The organism is Pseudaestuariivita sp. (assembly GCF_052825805.1).
On record NZ_JBRBVB010000002.1, the window covers coordinates 199,747 to 222,705 of the forward strand.

A 22,959-nucleotide genomic window follows, 5' to 3' on the forward strand; every position below is an offset into this window, starting at 1 on the left:
CAGGCCGGGACATGATCGGACGCAAACCGCGCCAGAGTGCCGAGACAGAGGCGCCAAAGCCAAAGGGCTTTGACGACTTTGAGACGCGCCTCGGCGACCTGATGCGCGGCGAGCGTGCGACGCTTGGCAAGTCGCTCCTCGATGTTCAGCGTGAGCTTCGCATCAAGGCCGCCTACATCTCCGCCATCGAAAATTGCGACCCGTCGGTGTTCGAAACGCCCGGTTTCATCGCGGGCTACGTGCGGTCTTACGCGCGATATCTCGGCATGGACAGCGACCTGGTGTTCCAGGCGTTCTGCGAGGAAAGCGGGTTCGCGACGGCGCACGGCATGTCGTCGGAGGCGTCCTCGCTCAAGCGCAGCGAAGCGGTGACGGCGGCGGCAAGCGCCTCCGCGGTCAAGTCGGACCCTCTCGTCGATGCGCGCACGGCCTTTGTTCCGGTGGGTGACAGCGTGCTGTCGCGGATCGAACCGGCTGCCGTCGGCTCGGTACTGGTCCTGGCGTTGGTGCTGGGCGGGATCGGCTACGGCGGGTGGAGCGTTTTGCAGGAAGTCCAGCGCGTGCAGCTTGCCCCGGTCGAACAGACGCCGATCGCGCTTTCCGACCTCGACCCGCTCGCAGGAGCCGCGCGCACCACCGAGGTGGCGCAAGTTGCGCAGACGCTCGAGGCGCCGACGCAGACGCTCGACCGGCTGTACCGCCCGCAGGCGCTTGATGTTCCCGTGCTGGTGGCGCGCGACGGTCCGATCTCGACGCTCGACCCCCGCCGCAACGGGGCATTCACCGGGACACAAGTCGCAGACGCCGCGCCGGAAATCACCACAGCCCCCGCCGACGCGGTGCCGCTGTCGCGCCACGCGGGCGTGACGATCCTCGCCGCGCGCCCCTCGTGGCTGCAGGTCGAAGGGCCGGACGGCGCGGTGGTGCACGAGGCGACGATGAATGCGGGCGACAGTTACACCGTTGCGCCCGAGGGCGGCAGCCTTGTCGTGGGCCGGGCGGGCGATGTCTACGTGATGGTCGACGGCACGGTTTACGGCCCGATGGGCGCGCCGGGCACGTCGCGCGGCAACATCGACCTCTCCGCAGAGTCGCTCAAGACCGAGTTTGCACTGGCTGAGCTTGGCACCGATGAAGACCTCGGCACGCTGCTCGCCGATCTCGACCCGGGCCTTGTCCCGGTCGCTCCCGACGCGCCGGTGCTGCAAGTCGCGGATGTGACCTCGCCGGCTCTGCCGTCTGTGCCGTCCCGTCCGCAAGTCTTTGAAAACGGCCAGCCCGCCGTGACGGTCGTTGCAACGCAAACAACCTGGGTGCTGATCAAGGACGCCGCAGGTGCGCGCCTCTTCGAAGCGGTGCTGAACGCGGGCGATACCTACACCGTGCCACAGACCGAGAACCCTCCCATCATCCGTACCGGCAACGCGGGCGGCGTCTATTTCAACGTCGCAGGCCAGACCTACGGACCTTACGGCGGACGGGGCGAGATAGCCGACAACCAGCAGCTCACCGCGAGCGCCGTGATGACCGACTTTGGCGTGGCCGACATGTCGACCCAGTCCGAAGACGTGCGCCGCGTCGTGGCAGAGCTTGGCGCGCTCCCGGTGCAGGACAACTGATCGCGCCACCTTGCGGTCGGGCTTTGGTGAACCCATTTTCTTGGCGCGCCAGCCGTGAGGCAATTGCGCCCAGCCTCCACTGAGACCCGCCAGACGTCTTGCAACCTGTCCACCAAGGTTTACACTTGCGCCCAGATCGCAGCTGAGAAGTGACCACCCTCATGTCCGTCAATCACGTCCGCCCCTGGCGCAACATCTACCGCCGGACCTCGCGGCAGATCATGGTCGGCAACGTCCCCGTCGGGGGCGACGCGCCGATCAGCGTGCAGACCATGACCAACACGGTCACGACCGACATCCCCGGCACCATCGGGCAAGTGCAGGCGGCCGCTGAGGCGGGCGCCGATATCGTGCGCGTGTCGGTCCCGGACGAAGCGTCCTCCCGGGCGATGAAGGAGATCGTGCGCGAAAGCCCGGTGCCGCTCGTGGCGGACATCCACTTTCACTACAAGCGCGGGATCGAGGCGGCGGAGGCGGGCGCGGCCTGCCTCAGGATCAACCCCGGCAACATCGGTGACGAAAAGCGCGTCAAGGAAGTTATCAAGGCGGCGCGCGACAACAATTGCTCGATCCGCATCGGCGTGAACGCGGGCAGTCTCGAAAAGCACCTTTTGGAGAAGTACGGCGAGCCCTGTCCAGACGCGATGGTCGAGAGCGGTCTCGACCATATCAAGATCCTGCAGGACAACGATTTTCACGAGTTCAAGATCAGCTGCAAAGCCTCCGACGTCTTCATGGCCGCGGCCGCCTATCAGGCGCTGGCAGAGGCCACGGACGCGCCGATCCACCTCGGCATCACCGAGGCAGGCGGGCTCACCTCAGGTACGATCAAAAGCGCCATCGGCCTCGGCAACCTTTTGTGGATGGGGATCGGCGACACGATCCGCGTCTCCCTCTCGGCGGACCCGGTCGAAGAGGTCAAGGTCGGCTATGAGATCCTCAAATCCCTCGGCCTGCGCCACCGGGGCGTGAACATCATCTCCTGCCCTTCCTGCGCGCGGCAGGGGTTTGACGTGATCAAGACCGTCGAGACGCTCGAAAAGCGGCTCGAGCATATCAAGACGCCCATGTCGCTCAGCATCATCGGCTGCGTGGTCAATGGACCGGGAGAGGCGCTGATGACCGACGTCGGCTTTACCGGTGGCGGTGCGGGCAGCGGCATGGTCTATCTGGCGGGCAAGGCCTCGCACAAGATGTCGAACGATCAGATGATCGACCACATCGTCGAAGAGGTCGAAAAGAAAGCCGCCGAACTCGACGCCATCGCCGCGGAGTGACCCCACATAAAATGAGCCCTCATTTTATGTGGGCCCAGCTTTACCCGCGCTCGGCGGCGACAATCTCGCGCATGGCATCGAGCGGCACGTAGCCGCGTACCATCTCGTCCCCGAATACAAAGGACGGCGTGCCGTTGATTTGCAGCGCCCGCGCCAGCTCGCGGGTCTGGGCGATCTCGTCCGAGACGCTGTCCGCCTCCATCCGCGCCAGCACCTCGCCAGCGTCGAGGCCCAGCCCCTCCGCCAGACGCGTCAGCACGGCGTCGCTCGGATCGGCGTTGAGCGCGATCAGCGCATCATGCGCCGCCTTGTAGGCGTCCCCGCCCGCCAGCTGCTTGACTGCAATGGCAAAGCGCGACGAGGTCATCGACGCCTCCCCGAGGATCGGCAGTTCCTTGACGATCAGGCGGATGTTGCCGTCCGCGGCGAGCAAGGCGTCGACCTCCGGGTGCGCCCGGCGGCAATAGCCACACCTGTAGTCGATGAACTCGACGACAGTGATGTCGCCCTCCGGGTTGCCGCCAACCCAGGAGAAGCCGTCATTGTGGAGCGCGTCCATGTGCTGCGCGGCCAGCGCGACGTCCGCGGCGGCCTGCTCGGCCTGCTGGCGCGCCTCGAGCGCGGCGACGGCTTCCATGATGACTTCAGGGTTTTCCAAAAGGTAGGCGCGCACGGCAGAGCCGAAGGCGGCGCGCTCCTCGGCGCTCATCGCCTCGAGGTCGATGGCAGAGGCGGGGGCGGAAAGCGTGAGGCTCAGCGCAGAGGCGGCGAGCAAGGAGGGAAGAGTGCGCATCAGATCATCCTTTGGTTATCGACGGGCGCGGCGTGCGACGCTTAGCACGTCCTCGGCCCGGCGGGCAGGTCCAGACCCCTGCGGCAAAAGGCCAAGGGCGCGTTTGGCGTGCAGTTCTGCATCCTTGAGCCGGCCTTGCAAGGCATAGCGTTCCGCCGTCACCAGCGAGGCCATCCCGTTGCGCCCCAGCCGCGCATAGGCGACCGACAGATCGCGCAGGATGCGCGCGTCGCGGTAATCGGCGGAGCGGGCGCGCTCGAGGATCGGAAGCGCGGCCTGGTACTGCTTGGCCGCCAGCAGCGCGCGGCCATATCCGCCGAGGATCAGCGGCTCGGATGGGGCGAGGTTCACGGCGCGCTTGTAGGTGGTAACGGCATCCCCGGTCCTGCGGCTCTCAAGCTCGATCTGGCCTTTGAGCTCCCACAGGAAGGGATCGTTCGGGCGCAGCCGGATCGCACCGTCGATGGCTGCAACCGCACGTCTCACGTCTGACTTGCGGTGATGGGCGGCGGCCTCCCGCATGAGCTTGATGTCCTGGGTCGGGCTCTCCTTTGAGCGGCGAAAGGTCCAGCCCGGTGCGCGGGTAAAGGCCGTGAGCTTGCCCTTGGCCCGCTGGAACCAGTACTCCGCGCCCGGATCGATGCGTCCGCGGCCTTTATAAGCCTCGGCTTGCGCCTTGAGCGCGCGCAAACGGTCGCGCGAAAGCGGGTGCGTGCGCGCGTAGGGGTCCTGGCGGCCCGGTTTGAGCAGCTCCTGACCGGCAAAGATGCCCATGACTTCGGTGGCGCCCACCACGGGAATGCCCGCCCGCGCGAGGATGCGCACCGAGGTCTGGTCGGCGCTCGCCTCCTCCGCACGGGTATGGCTGAAGAACACGCGCTGCGCCGAGCCGGCTGAGCCTGCCGCCAGCCCGGCGCCAAGGTCCGGGCGTCCGCTGACGGCGGCGGCCGCGGCAAGGATGGCGCCCAGCCCCGCCACCGTCCGCGCCGTGCGCAGGTTGCCCGCGCGCCGCGTCAGGTGGCCGTTGGTGATATGCGCCGCCTCGTGCGCGATCACCGCCTGCAGCGCCGGGGCGCTTTGCAGCCGCATGATCAGCCCCTTGTTGAGGAAGATGTGCTGCGTGTCCGCGACAAAGGCGTTGAGCGATCCGTCGTCGATCACCAGGATCTTGACCGAGTTCGGGCTGAGCCCCGCGGCGCGCAGCACCGGCGTTGCCACCTGTTTCAGGGCGTATTCGATGTCCGCATCGCGGATCAGCCCGCGCGCCTGCGCCTGAACGGCGGTCAGAAGGATCATGCAAACGGTCAGCACGGCACGGAGGCGAAGCATTGACGGCACTCTCTGGATTTGTGACGAGGTTGGCGCGACTTTAGGAGGCGGATCATGCGGAACTCAAGGCGCGGCGACGTCGATCCCTTCATCGTGATGGACGTGCTGGCAAAAGCCCGCGCAGCCGAGGCCGAAGGACGCCACATCGTGCACATGGAGGTCGGCCAGCCGGGCACCGGCGCACCGGCCACGGCGCGGGCGGCGCTGTCGCGCGCGCTCGAGGAAGGGCCGCTGGGCTATACGCAGGCGACCGGACTGCCGGAGCTGCGGGCGGCGATCGCGCAACTTTATGAAAAGTGGTACGGAATTCAGCTCGACCCGGGCCGGGTGGTCGTGACCGCAGGCGCTTCCGGCGCGTTTGTGCTGGCCTTTTCCGCGCTCTTTGACACGGGCGCGCGGGTGGGGATCGGGCGGCCGGGCTACCCGTCCTATCGGCAGATCCTGCGCGCGCTAGGGCTCGAAGCTGTGGACATTGAAACGCTGGCGAAAAACCGCCTGCAACCGGTGCCGGAGGATGTCGCGGCCCACGGCCTTGACGGTCTGCTTGTGGCCTCCCCCGCAAACCCGTCGGGCACGATGCTGGACGCGGTCGCGCTCGGCGCGTTGATCGACGTCTGCAAGGACACTGGCGCGGCCTTCATCAGCGACGAGATTTACCACGGCCTCAGCTACGGCGAACGCGCGGTCTCGGCGCTGGAGCTCTCGGACGAGGTCTACGTCATCAACTCCTTTTCCAAGTACTTCAGCATGACCGGCTGGCGCGTCGGCTGGATGGTGGTGCCGGAGGCGCATGTGCGCCGGGTCGAGAACCTGGCCGCGAACCTCTTCATCTGTGCGCCGCATGCCGCGCAGGTGGCCGCCCTTGGCGCACTCGAGGCACATGAGGAATGCCTTGCAAACCTCTCTGTCTACGCGGAAAACCGGCGATTGATGCTCGAAGGATTGCCCAAGGCCGGCTTCGACCGGATCGCGCCGCCGGATGGGGCGTTCTACATCTATGCAGACGTGTCGGAGCATACCTGCAACAGCCTGGCGTTCTGCGACGAGCTTTTGGATCAAGCGGGCGTGGCGGTGGCGCCGGGGCTCGATTTCGACCCGGAGCGCGGCCACCAGACGGTGCGGTTCTCCTACGCGGGCAGCACCGCTGACATCACCGAAGGGCTGGAGCGGCTGGCGGCCTACATGACGCGGCGGAGCGTCTGACAGCCCTTGCCAGCGCGGCGGCGCCTGGCGTTTACTCGTGCAAACGGCATCAGACCGGAGCAGTGTGCGTGACGCGTCTTTGTACGATTTTCTGGATGTGGCTTGCGGCGCTGCCGGGGTTGGCGGCTGCGCAGGACTTCTCCGCGCTCGCGCGCACGGCGCCCGGCAGCAGTCTCGAGGACACCTGGGGCGGGGCGGAGCTGACGCTCGAGCTGACGCAAGGCGTGCCCTACCGCGTGTTCACCGTCGCCGGCCCGCCGCGGCTGGTCCTCGATTTCCGCGAAGTGGACTGGAGCGGCTTTGACGCCCGGGCGCTCGACCGCGCGGACCGGGTCGCCGCGGTGCACGTGGGCCGGTTCAAGCCCGGCTGGTCGCGGATGGTGCTCGATCTGGCAGTGCCGTTGGAGGTCGAGACGGCGGGCATGGCGCTGCGCGAGGACGGCGCCACGCTCACGCTCACGCTCGGCGAGACGGATGCGGAGGCCTTTGCCGCGCGCGCGGGCGCTCCGCGGGATGCCACATGGGGGCCGGCGCCCGTGCCGCAGACGCCGCCCGCGCCGAACACCGGTGAGATCGTGGTGATGATCGACCCGGGCCATGGCGGCATCGACCCCGGCGCGGAGGCCGGCGGTGTGCGCGAGGCGGACCTGACGCTCATCCTCGCGCGCGCGCTGCGCGATGCGCTGCGCCGGACCGACGGCTTTGACGCCGTACTGACCCGGGATGCGGATGTCTTTGTTGCGCTCGAGCGGCGCGTGGCACTGGCCAAGGCGGCCGGGGCCGATCTCTTTGTCTCGTTGCATGCCGACGCGCTCAAGGAAGGCGTGGCGCGGGGTGCGACGGTCTACACCCTGGCCGCAGAGGCAAGCGATGCGGCGGCGGCGGCGCTGGCCGAGCGGCACGAACGCAGCGACCTTCTGGCCGGGCTCGATCTGGCCCACACCGACGATGTGGTCGCGCGGGTGCTCATGGACCTGGCGCGGCTCGAGACCACCCCGCGCTCGAGGGCGCTGGCGGGCCAACTTGTCACGGCGATCCGGGGCGCAGGCGCCCGTACGCACAAGCGCCCGCTCAAGGCCGCCTCGTTCTCGGTGCTGAAATCAGCCGATATCCCGTCGGTGCTGGTCGAGGTCGGGTACCTGTCGACCCCGGCGGACCTGGCGGACATGCAGGATCCTGCCTGGCGTGCGCGCATGGTGCGCGGGCTGCAATCGGGGATCGAGGCCTGGGCGCTCGAGGATGCCGCGCTGGCGCCGCTTCGGCGAAAGTAGGCCGAGCGGGAAAATTCCCCGCAGCCCGGGGCGCTTCGTGTTTTGACCCCGCGAGGGCGGGATGGTATCGCGAACGGGAACCAAGCAGAATACGAGCGGCCGCGACTTGAACGGCCAATACTTGAACGACTTGAACAAACGCAGAGCAAGGGCGGTCTGACGTGGTCCGGTTTTTCTTTTCGATCCTGGGCGGGGTGTTCAGCCTCGTCACCCTCGGCGCGATGATGGTCGGCCTGTCGATCGGTGCGGTCTTTTGGATGTATTCCAAGGACCTGCCGAGCCACGAGTCGCTCGCGAGCTACAAGCCGCCCACGATCAGCCGCATCTACTCGGTCGAGGGGGAGATCATCGACGAGTTCGCTCGCGAGCGGCGTCTTTTTGCGCCCGCCGACGAGATCCCGGACCTGGTCAAGCAGGCGTTCATCTCCGCCGAGGACAAGCGGTTCTACCAGCACGACGGCTATGACGTCGAAGGGATCGGCGCGGCGGTGCGCGACGCGGTGGTCTCGCGCGGCTCGAACGTGCGCGGCGCCTCGACGATCACCCAGCAGGTGATGAAGAACTTCCTCCTCGATGGATCGCGCCGCGCCGAGCGCAAGATCAAGGAGATCATCCTCGCCACCCGCGTCGAGGAATCGCTGACCAAAGAGCAGATTCTCGAGCTTTACATGAACGAGATCTTTCTCGGTCAGAACTCCTACGGCGTGGCGGCGGCGAGCCAGACCTACTTCAACAAACCTCTGAGCGACCTTGCGCCGCACGAGGCGGCCTTCCTCGCCTCGCTGCCGAAGGCGCCCTCGCAGTACCACCCGGTGCGCCGGAAGGAGCGGCTGCTGGCGCGGCGGAACTTCGTGCTCAAGGAGATGATGGAGAACGGCTACATCACCGAGGCCGTCTACCAGCAAGAGCGCGCCGCGCCGCTGCGGTCGGTGCAGAATGGCGATTTCGAGAGTTTCCAAAGCGGCCTGCCGCCGCGCGATTACTTCACCGATGAAATCCGCCGCCAGCTCAGCCGTGAATTCGGCGAGGGGGAGTTCTTTACCGGCGGCATGACCGTGCGCGCCACCATCGACCCCGACATGCAGCTGGAGGCGGCCAACGCCCTGCGCCGCCAGCTCGAGCAGTTCGACCGGGGTCTGCGGCGCTGGCGCGGCACCGGCAAGACGATACCCGAAGAGTCGCTGGGCTCCGAAGAGGCGTGGCGCGAGGCGCTTGGCGACGTGAACATCGCGCGAGACATCGTGCTGGAGAACACCTGGCACCCCGCCGTGGTGCTCGAGGTCTCCTCGCAGCAGCTGCGTATCGGGATCGAAGGCGTGACGGAGACGGCCGAGAAGCCCTTTGTCGTGCCGCGCCGCGACATCGAGTGGATGCGCGGCGATTTCGCCGAGAATTTCAAGCGCGGCGACGTGGTGCATGTGCGCGAGATGACCGAGGACGGCAGCGGTGCCCACATCCGCTGGACGCTGCGGCAGGTGCCCGAGGTGCAGGGCGCCTTCATGGCGATGGACGTGAACACCGGCCGGGTGATCGCGATGCAGGGCGGGTTCTCCTACCAGCACTCGGTCTTCAACCGCGCGACGCAGGCCCGGCGCCAGCCTGGTTCGGCCTACAAACCCTTCGTCTATGCCGCTGCTTTGGATTCTGGCTACACGCCCGCCACGATCGTCGTGGACGCCCCGATCGAGATCGACACGCCGCAGGGGCTCTGGCGTCCCAAGAACGCGTCCAACCGCTTTTATGGCCCCACGCCCTTGCGCACCGGGATCGAGCAGTCGCGCAACCTGATGACCATCCGCCTCGCGCAGGAGGTGTCGATGCAGACGGTCGGCGTCTACGCCGAGCGCTTTGGCGTCTATGACCGGGCGGTGCCGGTGCTGGCGAATGCGCTCGGCTCCCAGGAGACGACGCTCTACCGCATGGTCGCGGCTTACGCGATGTTCGCAAACGGCGGCGAACGGGTCGAGCCGACGCTCGTGGACCGCATCCAGGACCGCTTCGGGAAGACCGTCTACCGTCACGACCCACGCACGTGCATCGATTGCGACAGCGCGGCGATCATCGACGGGCGCGGCCCGCGCATCGTCTCGCAGCGCGAGCGGGTCATGGACCCGGTCACCGCCTACCAGCTGACCGCAATGATGGAGGGCGTGATCGACCGCGGCACCGCCAAGAAGACGATCAACCTTCCCGTGCCCGTGGCCGGCAAGACCGGCACCACCAACGACGAGAAGGACGCCTGGTTCGTCGGCTTTTCCTCGAACATCGTGGCGGGCTGCTACATCGGTTACGACAACCCGCGCCCCATGGGACGCGGGGCGGGTGGCGGCGCGCAATGCGGGCCGGTCTTCCAGCGCTTCATGTCCAAGGCGATCCAGGCTTATGGCGGCGGTGAGTTCGACGTGCCGGAGGGCTGCGAGTTCATCAACATCGACCGTTTCACCGGCGCACGTCTGGGCGAGGGCGCCCGGGGCAACAACGTCGTCGCCGAGTGCTTCCGCGAGGGCGAGACGCCGATCTTCGGCATCACCTTCGACGGCGGCTTTGCCATGGGCACGAACTTCGAGACCTTCTCGGACGGCCAGCCCGCCGCGCGTACGGTCACCACCTCGAGCGGCGGCACCGCGCGGGTCGGGCCAAAGGCGACCTTCGGCACATTGAGCTCGGGCGGTCTGTTCTAAGGCCGCTCGCTAGCTACGCCCGGGGGGCCTTGCAGCGCCCCCCTCTTGCCCCGTACACGGGGAACCTGACGTTTTCTTTGGAGAGCCCTGCCATGCGCGCTGAAATCCAGTCGGTCGTCGAGGACATCCAGAAGTCGCTGGAGCTCTTGGGCCAGCGCATGGACCGCGCCACCGCCGATCATCGGCTGGAGGAGTTCAACGCCCGCGCCGAGGACCCGGACCTCTGGAACGATCCGGCGCATGCGCAGAAAGTCATGCGCGAGCGGCAGACGCTGGTGGACCAGATGGCCACCCATGACGGCATCCGGCAGGACCTGGCGGACAACATCGAGCTGATCGAGCTCGGTGAGATGGAGGACGATGCCGAGGTCGTGGCGGACGCCGAGGGTGCGCTTAAGGCGCTCAAGGAGACGGCGGCCAAGAAGGAGCTCGAGGCGCTCCTCAATGGGGAGACCGACGCCAACGACAGCTTTCTCGAGATCAAGTCGGGCGCGGGCGGGACGGAAGCCTGCGACTGGGCCTCGATGCTGGCGCGCATGTACGTCCGCTGGGCCGAGCAGCGCGGCTATTCGGTCGAGCTGCAGGAAGAGACGCCCGGCACCGAGGCCGGCATCAAGTCGGTCACATACCAAATCAAGGGCCACAACGCCTATGGCTGGCTGAAATCCGAAAGCGGCACGCACCGGCTGGTGCGCATCTCTCCGTTTGGCAAGGGCACGCGCGAGACATCGTTCGCCGCCGTGGGCGCCTATCCGGTGATCGACGACAACATCGAGATCGAGGTGAACCCCGCCGACATCCGCATCGACACCTATCGCTCGTCCGGCGCGGGCGGGCAGCACGTGAACACGACCGATTCCGCGGTGCGCATCACCCACGCGCCCACCGGGATCGTGGTGACGTCGTCTGAGAAATCCCAGCACCAGAACCGCGACATCGCGATGAAGGCGTTGAAATCGCGGCTCTACCAGCTGGAGCTCGACAAGCGCAGCGCGGTAGTTAACGAGCTGCACGAGGCCAAGGGCGATGCCGGCTGGGGCAACCAGATCCGCTCTTACGTGATGCAGCCCTACCAGATGGTGAAGGACTTGCGCACGAACTTCGAGACGGCGGATACGAAGGGCGTGCTGGACGGCGATCTCGACGGGTTCATGGCGGCCACGCTGGCGATGGATGTCGCCGGGAAGAGCCGGGCCGACGCGCGCGCCGAGGAATGAGGTTTTGCGCCGTGCTGCGCACGTCGCGGTAGGGGCGCGGGCCTGACGGCCCGCGCCCCTTTTGTTTGGCGTGTGTTGTGACACGGTATTGAGCGATGCGCTGATTGCACCTTCGGGAGCCTCCGGCGGGAGTTTATTTCGGAAGATGAAGGGGGAGCCGGAGTGACCAGTGTTTTGACGGAGTGTGCGGAGCGGTTGGGCGTCGAGGCGTCGCCGGTGGCGGTGATGGAGGCGACCTTGGCGCGTGTGGCCGAGGTCAATGGGTCGGTGAATGCCGTTGTGTCGCTGAGGGATGAGGCGGCGCTTTTGGCGGAAGCGGCGGCGGTTGAGCGCGGCGCGGGGTTGCTGGCGGGGGTGCCTGTTGCGGTGAAGGACTTGGCCAATGCCGCGGGGCTGCCGACGAGCATGGGTTCGCCGCTTTTTGCGGAGCACGTCGCGGCGCGGGACGATTTGTTTGTGGCGCGGATGCGGGCGGCGGGCGCCATTGTGATCGGCAAGACCAACACGCCGGAGTTCGGGCTGGGCTCGCATACGTTCAACCCAGTGCATGGGCGCACGTGCAATCCGTATGATCTGAGCCGGTCGGCGGGTGGCTCGTCGGGCGGGGCAGCGGCGGCGCTGGCGGCGGGGATGCTCGAGATCGCGGACGGCTCGGACATGATGGGCTCGCTGCGCAACCCGGCGGGCTGGTGCAATGTCTATGGGTTCCGCCCGAGCTTTGGCCTGGTGCCGTCCGAGCCGAAGGGCGAGACGTTCCTGCATCAGCTGGCCACGAACGGGCCGATGGCGCGGTCGCCGCAGGGGCTGGCGGCGCTGTTGGAGGTGCAGGCGGGGCCTGATCCGCGTCAGCCGCATCGGGCGGGGACGTTTCGCGCCGTGGATGTTGTGCCGCGCACGGGACGCATTGCCTGGCTGGGCGACTGGGGCGGAGCGCTGCCGATGGAGGCCGGGGTGCGTGACACCTGCGAGAGTGCTTTGCGCGAGATGGAAGGGCTCGGGTTCGTTGTCGAGCCGGTTGCGCCGCCGTTTGATGCGGAGGCGCTTTGGGACGCGTGGATCACGTTGCGCAGCTGGGCGGTCGCGGGCGGGCTGTCACTGCTTTACGATGATGAGGCGACACGTGCGCAGCTCAAGGACACCTGTGTCTGGGAGATCGCGCGGGGCAGGGCGCTGACGGCGATGGAGGTGCACCGGGCGAGTGAAGTGCGCTCGGTCTGGTTTGCCGCGGCAGCGGAGCTATTCGAGCGCTATGACGCCTATGCGCTGCCGACGGCGCAGTGCTGGCCGTTCGAGGGGACGTGGGAGTATCCGTGCGAGATCGCGGGCGTGCCGATGGACACCTATCACCGCTGGATGGAGGTCGTAATTTCGGCTTCGCTGATCGGTCTGCCGGCGGTTGCGGTGCCGGCTGGGTTTGGCGCAGCAGGGCTGCCGATGGGGCTGCAGCTGGTCGGGCCGCGGGGGTCTGACGCGGCGCTGATCGGCATGGCGGAGCGCTGGCATCGGGCTACGGATTGGCCGAATGTGCGGGCTCCGAGGCTTTAGGTCCGAATGCTCAAAGTCTGGGTTGGCTTATAGTCGACGCTTAAATCAAAGCGCTTGCCTTACGTTTACGTCAGGCCGCGCCACCCCTAAGGGACGGCGCGTGCTCAGATGTTTCGCGTGTAGCCAGCGTGTGGGTGCTGATTCACCGCTTGGCGCGGGCGGCGAAGACGTCTCGGGCGAGGGTCTGGGTGTAGTCGCAGAGCTCGGTGAGATGCGCGGCGGCGGTGGCCGCATCGCGCGCCTCGACGGCGTCGGCGACAGAGGCGTGCAGCTCGACAATGCGCGAGCGGGAGCGGGCGGTGAAGGTGATCATGTTCATCAGCGGCTGCATAGCCTCGACAGCGCCGGCGAGCTGGTAGCTGAGAACCGGGTTGGCCGCCCCGTCGACAAGCGCGCGGTGGAAGGCGACGTCCGAGGCGCAGAACCCCTCGTCCGAGAGGCCCGGTTGCGCCTGCCGGTGACACTCGGCGCGCATCGTGGCCAGGTGATCGGGCGAGCGGCGCGCGCAGGCGAGCGGCAGGCAGGCGGCCTCGAGCGCGAAGCGGGCCTCGGCGGCGGTTTCGAAATGCACTTCGTTCATCGACAAGAGCAGCGTCGAGGTCGTCACATGCTGTGCGTAGGCATCCTCGTACCGCAAGTGGTTGACGAAGGCGCCGCCGGTGGCGCCGCGCTGCGTGCGGATTAGCGACTGCGCGCCGAGCCGCTTGAGCGCCTCGCGCACCGTGGGGCGGGAGACGTTGAACTCCGTCGCCAGTTCGGCCTCCGACGGCAAGCGCTCGTCGACGATCAGTCGTCCGTCGATGATGGCGTCGCGGATCGACGTGGCGATCTGCGCCGAAAGGTCTGGTTTCGCGCTGGATTTTTTCATTTGTCAGACAATTAAAAGTCTGACATTGGCAATGCAAGACCTTGTTGGGATGGCGACTCGTTGGGGACGGCATGGCGCACTCACTGAGAACGATTTTGTGGCTCGGCTTTTTCGGCGCGATCCTGGCCGCGTGGTGGGTCATGTACGCGATGGCCATGCAGATGGGGCTCGACTGGATCGGGCGTCCGTCGCAGATGGGCATGGATATGGGTGGCATGTCCGGTGGGATGTCCGAGGGCGGCATGTCGGGCCAAGCCATGTCAGGCCAAGGTATGTCTGAAAACGGCACTGGCGGCATGGACACAGGCGGCATGGACATGGGCGGCATGTCGATGACCACTTTTGGCACGCTCTTTCCGATGTGGGCGATCATGATGGCAGCGATGATGCTGCCGACGATGGTGCCGACCTTGCGCGCCTATGAAGACCTGATGAAGAGCGCCAACGCGACGCGCGGCGGCTGGCTGGGCGTGCTGGTCGGGTATTTCGTGGTCTGGGTCGTCTTTGCCGCCGCGATTGCGCTGGTCCAGGTGGGTTTGCTGGCGACCGGGGCCATCGACATGATGGGGATCGCGACTTCAACGCTTTTTGCAGGCGGGCTGCTGATCGTCGTGGGCGCGTTCCAGTTCACGCGCATCAAAGAGGTCTGCCACGGCGTCTGTCACGCGCCCATGACCTATTTCCTGGGTCACTGGCGTGATGGCACGGCAGGCGGGCTGCGCATGGGGCTGGGCCTCGGCGCGTTCTGCGTCGGCTGTTGCTGGGGGTTCATGGCGCTTGGCTTTGTCGGCGGTGTGATGAGCCTTTTGTGGATGGGCCTCGCGACGCTCTTCATGGTGATCGAAAAGCTGCCGCAGATCGGACACTACGTGACGCGGCCGATGGGTGCGTTACTGGTGGTCGCCGGGCTCGGCGTCATCGGCTACGGATATATGGGAGGATAACATGGCTCTTGGACGCAAACCCGACGCGGACCGGCTCGAGGTCAGTCAGCGCATCGACAGCCGGGTGCAGAACCCGGCGCGCCGTCAGCAAAACCCCAGCGAGTGGGCGATCAAGGGCGAGCTGTTCCTCAACTGCTCGTGCACGGTCTTTTGCCCCTGCGTGGTGAGCCTTGGCGCGCACCCTCCGACGGAGGGCGATTGCAAGGCCTGGATGGCGATCGCGATCGACGAGGGGCATTTCGAGGGAGAGGACCTTTCGGGTCTGAACGTCGGGTTGATGGTCGAGATCCCGGGCCGCATGGCCGAAGGCGACTGGCGCGTGGCGGCTTATGTGGACGAGCGTGCGAGCGGGAAGGCGTATGACGGCATCCTGCGCATTTTCTCGGGCGCGGCGGGCGGGACGACGGGTCTGTTCACGATGCTGGTTTCGACGATCATCGGCGCCGAGCGCGCGCCGGTGGAGATCGTGCGCGAGGGCACCAAGCGCGGTCTGCACATCGGGCGCAAGATCTCGGGCGAGATCGAGATGATTACGGGCGCCGATCCGAGCGAGCCGGTTACTGTGACCAACTCCAAATATTGGATGGGTCCGAACATCATTGCGGCGCGCGGGCTGAAGTCCAGGGTACGTGACTACGGCCGGGTCTGGGATTTCGGCGGCAAGTCGGCCGAGATCTGCCCGATCGACTGGTCCGGTCCGGGCAAGTGATCGACAGGGGCTATGTTCTGACCATGGCGCGCTACAACGCCTGGCAGAACGAGGGCTTGATCGCGGCGCTGGAGACGTTGCTGGAGGCGGCACTGCGCGAGGATCGCGGCGCGTTCTTCGGCTCGCTCTTGGGGACGGCGAACCATTTGCTTTGGGGAGATCTCGTCTGGATGTCGCGGTTCGACGGGCAGCCGGCGCCGGAGGTCGGCATTCCGGGCTCGCCGGAGCTGTGCGCAGACCTGGGCGCCTGGCGCGAGGCGCGGGTGGAGACGGACGCGCGGATACTCGGCTGGGCCGAAGGGGTCACTTCGCCGGCCCTTTCGGGCCGTCTCAGCTGGCATTCGGGCGCGCTGGGGCGTGAGGTCGAGAAGCCGCTGGCGCTGTGCGTCACGCATTTCTTCAATCACCAGACGCATCACCGCGGGCAGATGCACGCGATGCTGACGGCAGCGGGCGCGCGCCCGCAGGACACCGACCTTTTCATCATGCCGGACGGGGAGCCGGAGCACTGAAGAGGCGCACAACCTTGGGTTTGGGGGCGGCGGGGAGCGCAGCCCGGATGGAGGGGACATGAACGTGCAAACACCAGTGAGTATGCCGCCGCTTTTGTCGGTGTCGCGCCGGGCGCGCAGGACGCCGTTCTCGGACGGGGTCGAAGCGGCGGGGGTCAAGGCCTACACGGTCTACAACCACATGCTGCTGCCGACGGTCTTTCGCTCGGTTGTGGAGGATTACCACCATCTCAAGAGCGCAGTGCAGCTGTGGGATGTGGCCGTGGAGCGGCAGGTCGAGGTGCGCGGACCCGATGCGGGGCGGCTTATGCAGATGCTCACGCCGCGCGATCTGAGGGGGATGCTGCCGGGGCAGTGTTTCTACCTGCCGATGGTCGACGAGACGGGCGGGATGCTGAACGACCCGGTGGGGGTGAAGCTTGCCGAGGACCGCTATTGGATTTCGATTGCGGACAGTGATCTGCTCTTTTGGGTCAAGGGGATCGCCTACGGCTTTCGCCTCGACGTACTGGTCGAAGAGCCGGATGTGTCGCCGCTCGCGGTGCAGGGTCCCAAGGCCGACGCGCTGATGGCGCGGGTCTTTGGCGACGCGGTGCAGGAGATCAAATTTTTCCGCTACGGCTGGTTCGAGTTTCAGGGACGTTATCTGGTGGTCGCACGCTCGGGCTATTCCAAGCAGGGCGGTTTCGAGATCTATGTCGAGGGCAGCGATCTGGGCATGCCGCTCTGGAACGCGTTGATGGAGGCGGGCCGCGACCTCGACATCCACGCGGGCTGTCCGAACCTGATCGAGCGGGTCGAGGGTGGGCTCTTGAGCTACGGCAACGACATGACGCGCGCGAACACGCCGCATGAATGCGGCCTGGGCAAGTTCTGCTCGGTCCAGACGGCGATTGGCTGTGTGGGGCGCGATGCGCTCCTCAGGGTGTCGCAGGAGGGGCCGATCCGGCAAATCCGGGCGATCGCGATCGACGGCGACTTGCCAGGCTGTGACCGCGTCTGGCCGCTCAAAGCGGGGGACACGGTTGTGGGGCAGGTGACCTCGGCGGCGAAATCGCCGGACTTTGACACCAACGTCGCAATTGGCATGGTGCGCATGACGCACTGGGACGCCGGCACGGCACTGACGGTCGAAACGCAAGCTGGCGCGTTCGGCGCCGAAGTGCAGCCGAAGTTCTGGATTTGAGCGGCGGGTTCGAGGGGTCAACCCCTCGAGCTCCCCGAGGTATTTGGGAAACCAGAGAAGGGAAGACCCATGTTCAAGGCTTTGATCGTCGAGAAGGATGACGACGGCAAGACGTCAGCTTCGGTGCAGGAGATTAGCGAGGACCGGCTGCCGGAGGGCGAGGTCACGGTGGCGGTCGACTATTCGACGGTGAACTACAAGGACGGGCTCTGCATCGGGCCGGGCGGCGGTCTGGTGCGCAATTACCCGCACGTGCCGGGCATCGACTTTGCCGGCACGGTCGAGGCGTCTGACGATGAGCGCTACAAGGCTGGCGACAAGGTTGTGCTGACCGGCTGGCGCGTGGGGGAGGCGCATTGGGGCGGCTATGCGCAGAAGGCGCGCGTCAAGGCGGACTGGCTGGTGCCGCTGCCGGGCGGGCTCGATGCGCGCCAGGCGATGGCGGTTGGGACTGCGGGCTTTACTGCCATGCTGGCGGTGCAAGCGCTCGAAGATCACGGGCTGGCGCCGGGGCAGGGTGAGGTGCTGGTCACGGGCGCTGCGGGCGGCGTCGGCTCGGTGGCGACGGCGATCCTGGCCGCTCTGGGCTATGAGGTGGCCGCGGTGACGGGGCGGCCGGAGACGGAAGGGTATCTCAAGGAGCTGGGCGCGGCGCGCATCGTGCCGCGCGAGGAGCTGGCGGAGACGTCGAAGCGCCCGCTCGAAGCGGAGACCTGGGCGGGCTGTGTCGATGCGGTGGGTGGCGCGATGCTGGCGCGTCTGCTGGGTCAGATGAAGTATGGCGCCTCGGTCTCGGCGGTGGGGCTGGCGGGTGGCGCGGCGCTGCCGGCAACGGTGATCCCGTTCCTTTTGCGCGGGGTCAACCTTCTGGGCATCGACTCGGTCATGCAGCCTTACGAGAACCGCGTGCGGGCCTGGGACCGGCTGGCGGAGGTCCTGCCGATGGACAAGCTCGAAGGGATGATCCAGCCGGCGGTCCTGAGCGATCTGCCGGGGCTCGGCAAGGACATCCTCAAGGGTCAGGTCAAGGGGCGGGTCGTCGTGGACGTGAACGCGTAGGGCGGGCCGATTTAAGTCCGAAAACTGCGGCAATCCTGAAAAAACCTGAGAAATTTTCAGCCCGTGCTCCTGGCGCGGGCTTTTTCTTGACATGGGAGGGCGCGCGGCAAAGGCTGAAAGGCACTCCGGCAGAGAACGTCTTGCGACACACGCGCGGCAGAACCGGGGACGCCAAAAAGGGAGCCTTTCTCATGCCAGTCAAACCACCGTTGATGGACTTGCCCATCAAGACGGCGGACTCCGGGTTTTACCGCGGGTTCAGCGTCGACGTCACCGTGGTCAGCAAAATCATCATCTCGGTCCTCGTCGTCTGGTGCATCTTTTGGCCCACGCAATCGGGGCGCGTGCTGGGCGATCTCAACTCGGTCATCCTGTCGAACTTTGCCGCCTGGTACATCTGGGTGGTCGCGCTTTTCGTGATCGTGTGTCTGGGGCTCGCGGCCTGGCCGTCCGGGGGCAAGCTGCTGCTTGGCCAGCCAGGCGACACGCCCGAGTTCACCAACTTTTCGTGGTTTTCGATGATGTTCGGCGCGGGCATCGGCGTGGGCATGCTCACCTGGGCGGTGGCCGAGCCGGTGGCGCATTTTCAGAACAACCCATCGGTGATCCAGGGGCTGACGACGGCGGGGGGTGAGGACAACATCCGCACGGCTTACGTCTGGTCGTTCCTGCACTGGGGCGCGGGCGCCTGGGCGTGCTACGCGGTGATCGGGCTCGCGCTGGCCTTCTTCAGCTACCGCCGCGGCTTGCCGTTGACCATCCGGTCGGCGCTGACGCCGCTCTTTGGCAAGGCGCTGTCGGGCACCCTCGGTCACATCGTCGACATCGTCGCCGTGGTTGCGACCATCCTCGGCGTGGCGCAGACGCTGGGCTTTGGGGTCGATCAGTTCGTGGCCGGCCTGACGCGGATCGGGATCGGCGGCCTTGTGCATCCGGCGGGAGCGGTGGATTCCAGCGGCGCCGACATCGCCGGATCGGTCAACTTTGTCGGGATCCTCGTCGCGCTCTTGTTCATCATGGGTGCCTCGACGCTCTCGGCGCTGTCGGGCGTCGGCAAGGGGATCAAGTGGCTGTCGAACATCAACATGGTGCTCTCGATCGTGCTCTTGGGGTTCTTTATCATCTTTGGCGCGACATGGTTCGGGGCGACGGCGCTGATCGTGGGCCTGTGGGACTACCTGTTGGCGCTGCCTTACCTGAGCTTTAACGTCTATTTCTCGGACGGCGTGGAAGGCTCCGAGGCGTTCCGCCTCGCGCAGTGGCAGGGCTGGTGGCCGGTCTTTTATTGGGCCTGGTGGATCGCCTTTGCGCCGTTTGTCGGCCTCTTCCTGGCACGCATCTCGCGCGGGCGCACCATCCGCGAATTCGTGCTGGGCGCGATGATCGTGCCGGGCCTGATGTGCATGGTCTGGTTCTCCTGGGCGGGCGGCACGGCGATCTGGCTGGAGCTTTACGGCGAGGCCAATGGCGTGATCTTTGATGCCGGCAACGGTGACAAGATCTTTGCCATGACCGAGTTCATGCTGGCGCCGATCGCGCAGGCGCTGGCCTGGGGGATGGCGGTGCTGATCGTGGTGCTGCTGATGACGTTCCTCGTGACGTCGGCGGACTCGGCCGTGCTGATCGTGAACACGATCAACGCCGCCGGAGACGAAGGGCCGAAGGCGCGCCCGCACATCCTCTTTTGGGGGGCGGCGCTGGCGCTGGTCGTGGGCGGCCTGCTGCTTTCGGGGGGCACCTCGGCGATCCAGACGGCCATGGTGATCGGCGCGCTGCCGTTCAGCATCGTGATGGTGCTGATGTGTTTCGCGCTGATCAAGGCGATCTGGAACGACGGGCGCCGCGAGGCAGCGGGCGTTCCGACGACGATCGGTGAGCTCGCGACCCCGGCGGAATAGACCGCGCCATCTCGAAAGGTCCGGGCCCGGCGTGGGTCCGGGCCTTTTTTGTGTGCGCCCGCGATTGACGCCCGGCACCCGACACCGCACAAACGCGCCATGACATCTGGCACATCCCTCGATCTCGATTTCGTGCGGGCGCAGTTCCCGGCCTTTGACGTGGACGCGCTCAAGGGGCAGGCGTTCTTTGAGAACGCGGGCGGCAGCTACACCGCGCGCGCCGTCGTGGAGCGCCTGATGCGCTTCTACACCGAGCGCAAGGTGCAGCCCTACGCGCCCTACGACGCCTCCCGCCTCGGCGGGGAGGAGATGGACGAGGCGCGCACGCGGCTTGCCGCGCTGATGGGGATGGCGGAGAACGAGGTGAGCTTTGGCCCCTCGACCACGCAGAACGTCTACGTGCTGGCGCAGGCGTTTGCGGCCTGGATGCAGCCCGGCGACGCGATCATCGTGACCAACCAGGACCATGAGGCCAACACCGGCGCGTGGCGGCGCCTCGCGGAGCGCGGTTTTGAAGTGCGCGAGTGGCGGATGGATCCCGAGACCGGCCATCTGGACCTCGAGGCGCTCGAAGACCTACTCGACGAGCGGGTGCGGCTGGTATGTTTTCCCCACTGCTCGAACGTCGTTGGAGAGATCAACCCGGTGGTCGAGATCACCGCGCTGGCGCATGCGGCGGGCGCCTTTGTTTGCGTCGATGGCGTCTCCTACGCGCCGCACGGCATCCCGGACGTGGGCGCGCTGGGGTGCGACATCTATATGTTCTCGGCCTACAAGACCTACGGACCGCACCAGGGCATCCTCGCCATGCGCGCGCCGCTTGCCGAGATGCTGCCGAACCAGGGCCACGGGTTCAACGGATACGACCTGACCAAGAAGTTCACGCCCGCCGGGCCCGATCACGCGCAGGTCGCGGCCTCGGCCGGAATTGTGGACTATTTCGACGCGCTTGGCGCGCATCACGGCACCGATGCAAGAGGGTGCCACGACCTGATGCGCGCGCATGAGACGGGGCTTTTGCAGCCGCTCCTCGACTGGGCGTCGGCGCGCAACGACGTGCGGCTCCTCGGCCCCGCAGACGCCGCGTCGCGTGCGCCCACCGTGGCGCTCGAGCTGCCGGACCCCGCCGGCAAGGCCGCCACTCTTGCGCAGCACGGCATCATGACCGCCGCCTCGGACTTTTACGCGGTGCGCGCGCTCAATGGTATGGGCGTCGCCCCGGACCCCGGCGTGCTGCGCCTCAGCTTCGTGCACTACACCTCGAGGGCCGAGATCGACCAACTTTTGTCGGCCCTGGACGAGGTTATTTGAAACTGATCGCCCGCCCGGTCCGTATGTCAAGGTAACGTAACTTGGGGCGGGGCATGAGCACACCAATTCTACTCTGGCTGCGGCGCGACTTGCGGCTGGGCGACCACCCGGCGCTGACCGAGGCGTGCAAGGCCGGCGGGCCGGTGATCCCGGTCTTTATCCGGGATGGGATCGTGGACGGCTATGGCGCGGCGCCGAAATGGCGTCTGGGCGAGGGGCTCGCCGCGCTGGACGCCAGCTTCCGGGACAAAGGCAGCCGCCTGATCCTGCGGTCCGGCAATGCGCTCGAGACGCTGCAAGAGCTGATCGAGGAGACCGGCGCGGGCGCGGTCTACTGGACGCGGCTCTATGACCCCGACACCCGCGAGCGCGACACCGACATCAAGTCCGCGCTCAAGGAGCAGGACATCGACGCCCAGAGCTTCCACGGGCACCTGATGTTCGAGCCCTGGACCTCGGAAACCAAGACGGGCGGGTTCTACAAGGTCTACACACCCTTCTGGAAATCCAACCGCGACCGCGATGTCGACACGCCCCTGCCCACGCCCGGGTCGATTCCCGCGCCCTCCAGCTGGCCTGCGAGCGAGACGCTGGCGGATTGGCAGCTGGGCAAGGCGATGGACCGCGGGGCGGACGTCGTCGCGCGCTATGCCAACGTGGGCGAACGCGCCGCCTCGTCCCGGCTGGGGTCGTTTATCGCCCATGGCGTCGCCGGATATGACGCGAACCGCGACCTGCCGTGGAAATCCGGCACGTCGAACCTCAGCGAGAACCTCTCGCTGGGCGAGATCAGCCCGCGCACGTGCTGGCACGCCGGGATGCAGGCGATGCAGGACGGCAAGGCAGGCGCCGAAACCTTCCTCAAGGAGCTTGTTTGGCGCGAGTTCGCCTACCACCTGATGTTCCACACGCCGCGCATCACGACCGGGAACTGGCGCGAGGAATGGGACGCCTTTCCATGGAACACCGACGAGCGCCTGGCCGAGGTCAAAGCGTGGAAGCAAGGCCGCACCGGCATCCGCTTTGTCGACGCCGGCATGCGCGAGATGTACACGACCGGCCGCATGCACAACCGCACGCGCATGATCGTGGCAAGTTATCTCTGCAAGCACTTGATGACGCACTGGAAAGTCGGGATGAAGTGGTTCGAGGATTGCCTGATCGACTGGGACCCGGCGTCGAACGCGATGGGCTGGCAATGGTCCGCAGGCTCTGGCCCGGACGCAACGCCCTACTTCCGCGTCTTCAACCCGGTCACGCAGCTCGACAAGTTCGACAAGGACCGCCGCTACGTCGGCACATGGCTGGCCGAGCCCTACTCGAAGAAAGCCTCCGAAGCCCTTGAATACTTTGACGCAATCCCGCGCCAATGGAACATGGCGCCGCACGACAGCTACCCCGAGCCCATCGTCACCGCCGACAAGGGACGCAAACGCGCGCTCGGCGCCTACGAAAACCGCAAATTTTGAACGATGCCGCAGGGTTACAGGTTGCACGGGACGCAACTCACAGCCTAGCGTGACGGTCAGTTGGGAGA

General features: G+C 66.6%; 18 protein-coding genes. 15 read left to right on the forward strand and 3 right to left on the reverse strand.

All coding sequences use genetic code 11. The annotated features are described in order from the left end of the window. Positions 1-11 precede the first annotated feature (11 nt). The gene (locus ACU0B3_RS02075; protein WP_446259144.1) at positions 12-1,619 is read left to right on the forward strand and encodes a helix-turn-helix domain-containing protein; all 1,608 of its coding nucleotides are present in this window, start codon (positions 12-14) and stop codon (positions 1,617-1,619) included. A gap of 161 nt (positions 1,620-1,780) precedes the next feature. Then, on the forward strand, positions 1,781-2,896 hold the full coding sequence (gene ispG / locus ACU0B3_RS02080) for a flavodoxin-dependent (E)-4-hydroxy-3-methylbut-2-enyl-diphosphate synthase (RefSeq protein WP_446259145.1): 1,116 nt from the start codon (positions 1,781-1,783) through the stop codon (positions 2,894-2,896). A gap of 40 nt (positions 2,897-2,936) precedes the next feature. On the opposite strand, the gene ACU0B3_RS02085 is transcribed toward ispG, so the two are convergent. Then, positions 2,937-3,689 (reverse strand): DsbA family protein, encoded by a 753-nt coding sequence (locus tag ACU0B3_RS02085; protein WP_446259146.1) that lies wholly within the window; start codon positions 3,687-3,689, stop codon positions 2,937-2,939. A gap of 15 nt (positions 3,690-3,704) precedes the next feature. After that, positions 3,705-5,018 carry a M48 family metalloprotease gene (locus ACU0B3_RS02090; protein ID WP_446259147.1) on the reverse strand — a complete coding sequence of 438 codons (1,314 nt, stop codon included), beginning with the start codon at positions 5,016-5,018 and terminating at the stop codon, positions 3,705-3,707. Positions 5,019-5,072: 54 nt separating this feature from the next. On the opposite strand from ACU0B3_RS02090, the gene ACU0B3_RS02095 reads away from it, so the two are divergent. The 5 genes from ACU0B3_RS02095 to ACU0B3_RS02115 all read left to right on the forward strand — a co-directional run bounded on the left by ACU0B3_RS02095 (position 5,073) and on the right by ACU0B3_RS02115 (position 12,935). After that, entirely contained in the window at positions 5,073-6,221 is a 1,149-nt protein-coding gene (locus ACU0B3_RS02095) for a pyridoxal phosphate-dependent aminotransferase (protein WP_446259148.1), read from the forward strand. A gap of 68 nt (positions 6,222-6,289) precedes the next feature. Continuing rightward, positions 6,290-7,492, forward strand: coding sequence for an N-acetylmuramoyl-L-alanine amidase (locus ACU0B3_RS02100; protein WP_446259149.1), 1,203 nt, complete (start codon positions 6,290-6,292; stop codon positions 7,490-7,492). A 161-nt stretch (positions 7,493-7,653) separates the two neighbouring features. After that, positions 7,654-10,173, forward strand: a complete 2,520-nt coding sequence (locus ACU0B3_RS02105; RefSeq protein ID WP_446259150.1) for a penicillin-binding protein 1A — start codon at positions 7,654-7,656, stop codon at positions 10,171-10,173. Positions 10,174-10,265: 92 nt separating this feature from the next. After that, positions 10,266-11,390 carry a peptide chain release factor 2 gene (prfB, locus tag ACU0B3_RS02110; RefSeq protein WP_446259151.1) on the forward strand — a complete coding sequence of 375 codons (1,125 nt, stop codon included), beginning with the start codon at positions 10,266-10,268 and terminating at the stop codon, positions 11,388-11,390. A gap of 162 nt (positions 11,391-11,552) precedes the next feature. Beyond that, positions 11,553-12,935, forward strand: coding sequence for an amidase (locus ACU0B3_RS02115; protein ID WP_446259152.1), 1,383 nt, complete (start codon positions 11,553-11,555; stop codon positions 12,933-12,935). A gap of 142 nt (positions 12,936-13,077) precedes the next feature. Here ACU0B3_RS02115 and ACU0B3_RS02120 read toward each other — a convergent pair whose 3' ends face one another. Then, a complete protein-coding gene (locus ACU0B3_RS02120; RefSeq protein ID WP_446259153.1) occupies positions 13,078-13,803 on the reverse strand; it encodes a FadR/GntR family transcriptional regulator in 726 nt (241 codons plus the stop codon). A gap of 71 nt (positions 13,804-13,874) precedes the next feature. On the opposite strand from ACU0B3_RS02120, the gene ACU0B3_RS02125 reads away from it, so the two are divergent. The 8 genes from ACU0B3_RS02125 (at position 13,875) to ACU0B3_RS02160 (ending at position 22,891) form a co-directional block, all read left to right on the forward strand. Beyond that, entirely contained in the window at positions 13,875-14,747 is an 873-nt protein-coding gene (locus ACU0B3_RS02125) for a DUF2182 domain-containing protein (RefSeq protein ID WP_446259154.1), read from the forward strand. 1 nt (position 14,748) lies between these two features. Further along, positions 14,749-15,456, forward strand: coding sequence for a DUF1326 domain-containing protein (locus tag ACU0B3_RS02130; RefSeq protein ID WP_446259155.1), 708 nt, complete (start codon positions 14,749-14,751; stop codon positions 15,454-15,456). A gap of 23 nt (positions 15,457-15,479) precedes the next feature. Further along, positions 15,480-15,968 carry a DinB family protein gene (locus tag ACU0B3_RS02135; RefSeq protein ID WP_446259156.1) on the forward strand — a complete coding sequence of 163 codons (489 nt, stop codon included), beginning with the start codon at positions 15,480-15,482 and terminating at the stop codon, positions 15,966-15,968. Between the two features lie 58 nt (positions 15,969-16,026). Continuing rightward, positions 16,027-17,154 (forward strand): dimethylsulfoniopropionate demethylase, encoded by a 1,128-nt coding sequence (locus ACU0B3_RS02140; RefSeq protein WP_446259157.1) that lies wholly within the window; start codon positions 16,027-16,029, stop codon positions 17,152-17,154. Between the two features lie 69 nt (positions 17,155-17,223). After that, complete coding sequence (acuI, locus tag ACU0B3_RS02145) at positions 17,224-18,213, forward strand: acryloyl-CoA reductase (RefSeq protein ID WP_446259158.1); 990 nt, start codon at positions 17,224-17,226, stop codon at positions 18,211-18,213. A 191-nt stretch (positions 18,214-18,404) separates the two neighbouring features. Further along, positions 18,405-20,111 (forward strand): BCCT family transporter, encoded by a 1,707-nt coding sequence (locus ACU0B3_RS02150; RefSeq protein WP_446259159.1) that lies wholly within the window; start codon positions 18,405-18,407, stop codon positions 20,109-20,111. A gap of 99 nt (positions 20,112-20,210) precedes the next feature. After that, a complete protein-coding gene (locus ACU0B3_RS02155; protein ID WP_446259160.1) occupies positions 20,211-21,422 on the forward strand; it encodes an aminotransferase class V-fold PLP-dependent enzyme in 1,212 nt (403 codons plus the stop codon). 53 nt (positions 21,423-21,475) lie between these two features. Beyond that, positions 21,476-22,891, forward strand: coding sequence for a cryptochrome/photolyase family protein (locus tag ACU0B3_RS02160; RefSeq protein ID WP_446259161.1), 1,416 nt, complete (start codon positions 21,476-21,478; stop codon positions 22,889-22,891). Positions 22,892-22,959 lie beyond the last annotated feature (68 nt).

Coding starts and splice junctions, on each gene's coding strand:
- ACU0B3_RS02155 (WP_446259160.1), top strand. CDS start 20,211: ATGACATCTGGCACATCCCTCGATCTCGATTTCGTGCGGGCGCAGTTC.
- ACU0B3_RS02075 (WP_446259144.1), top strand. CDS start 12: ATGATCGGACGCAAACCGCGCCAGAGTGCCGAGACAGAGGCGCCAAAG.
- ACU0B3_RS02135 (WP_446259156.1), top strand. CDS start 15,480: ATGGCGCGCTACAACGCCTGGCAGAACGAGGGCTTGATCGCGGCGCTG.
- ACU0B3_RS02090 (WP_446259147.1), bottom strand. CDS start 5,018: ATGCTTCGCCTCCGTGCCGTGCTGACCGTTTGCATGATCCTTCTGACC.
- ACU0B3_RS02130 (WP_446259155.1), top strand. CDS start 14,749: ATGGCTCTTGGACGCAAACCCGACGCGGACCGGCTCGAGGTCAGTCAG.
- acuI (WP_446259158.1), top strand. CDS start 17,224: ATGTTCAAGGCTTTGATCGTCGAGAAGGATGACGACGGCAAGACGTCA.
- ACU0B3_RS02160 (WP_446259161.1), top strand. CDS start 21,476: ATGAGCACACCAATTCTACTCTGGCTGCGGCGCGACTTGCGGCTGGGC.
- ACU0B3_RS02140 (WP_446259157.1), top strand. CDS start 16,027: ATGAACGTGCAAACACCAGTGAGTATGCCGCCGCTTTTGTCGGTGTCG.
- ACU0B3_RS02150 (WP_446259159.1), top strand. CDS start 18,405: ATGCCAGTCAAACCACCGTTGATGGACTTGCCCATCAAGACGGCGGAC.
- ispG (WP_446259145.1), top strand. CDS start 1,781: ATGTCCGTCAATCACGTCCGCCCCTGGCGCAACATCTACCGCCGGACC.
- ACU0B3_RS02085 (WP_446259146.1), bottom strand. CDS start 3,689: ATGCGCACTCTTCCCTCCTTGCTCGCCGCCTCTGCGCTGAGCCTCACG.
- ACU0B3_RS02095 (WP_446259148.1), top strand. CDS start 5,073: ATGCGGAACTCAAGGCGCGGCGACGTCGATCCCTTCATCGTGATGGAC.
- ACU0B3_RS02120 (WP_446259153.1), bottom strand. CDS start 13,803: ATGAAAAAATCCAGCGCGAAACCAGACCTTTCGGCGCAGATCGCCACG.
- prfB (WP_446259151.1), top strand. CDS start 10,266: ATGCGCGCTGAAATCCAGTCGGTCGTCGAGGACATCCAGAAGTCGCTG.
- ACU0B3_RS02125 (WP_446259154.1), top strand. CDS start 13,875: ATGGCGCACTCACTGAGAACGATTTTGTGGCTCGGCTTTTTCGGCGCG.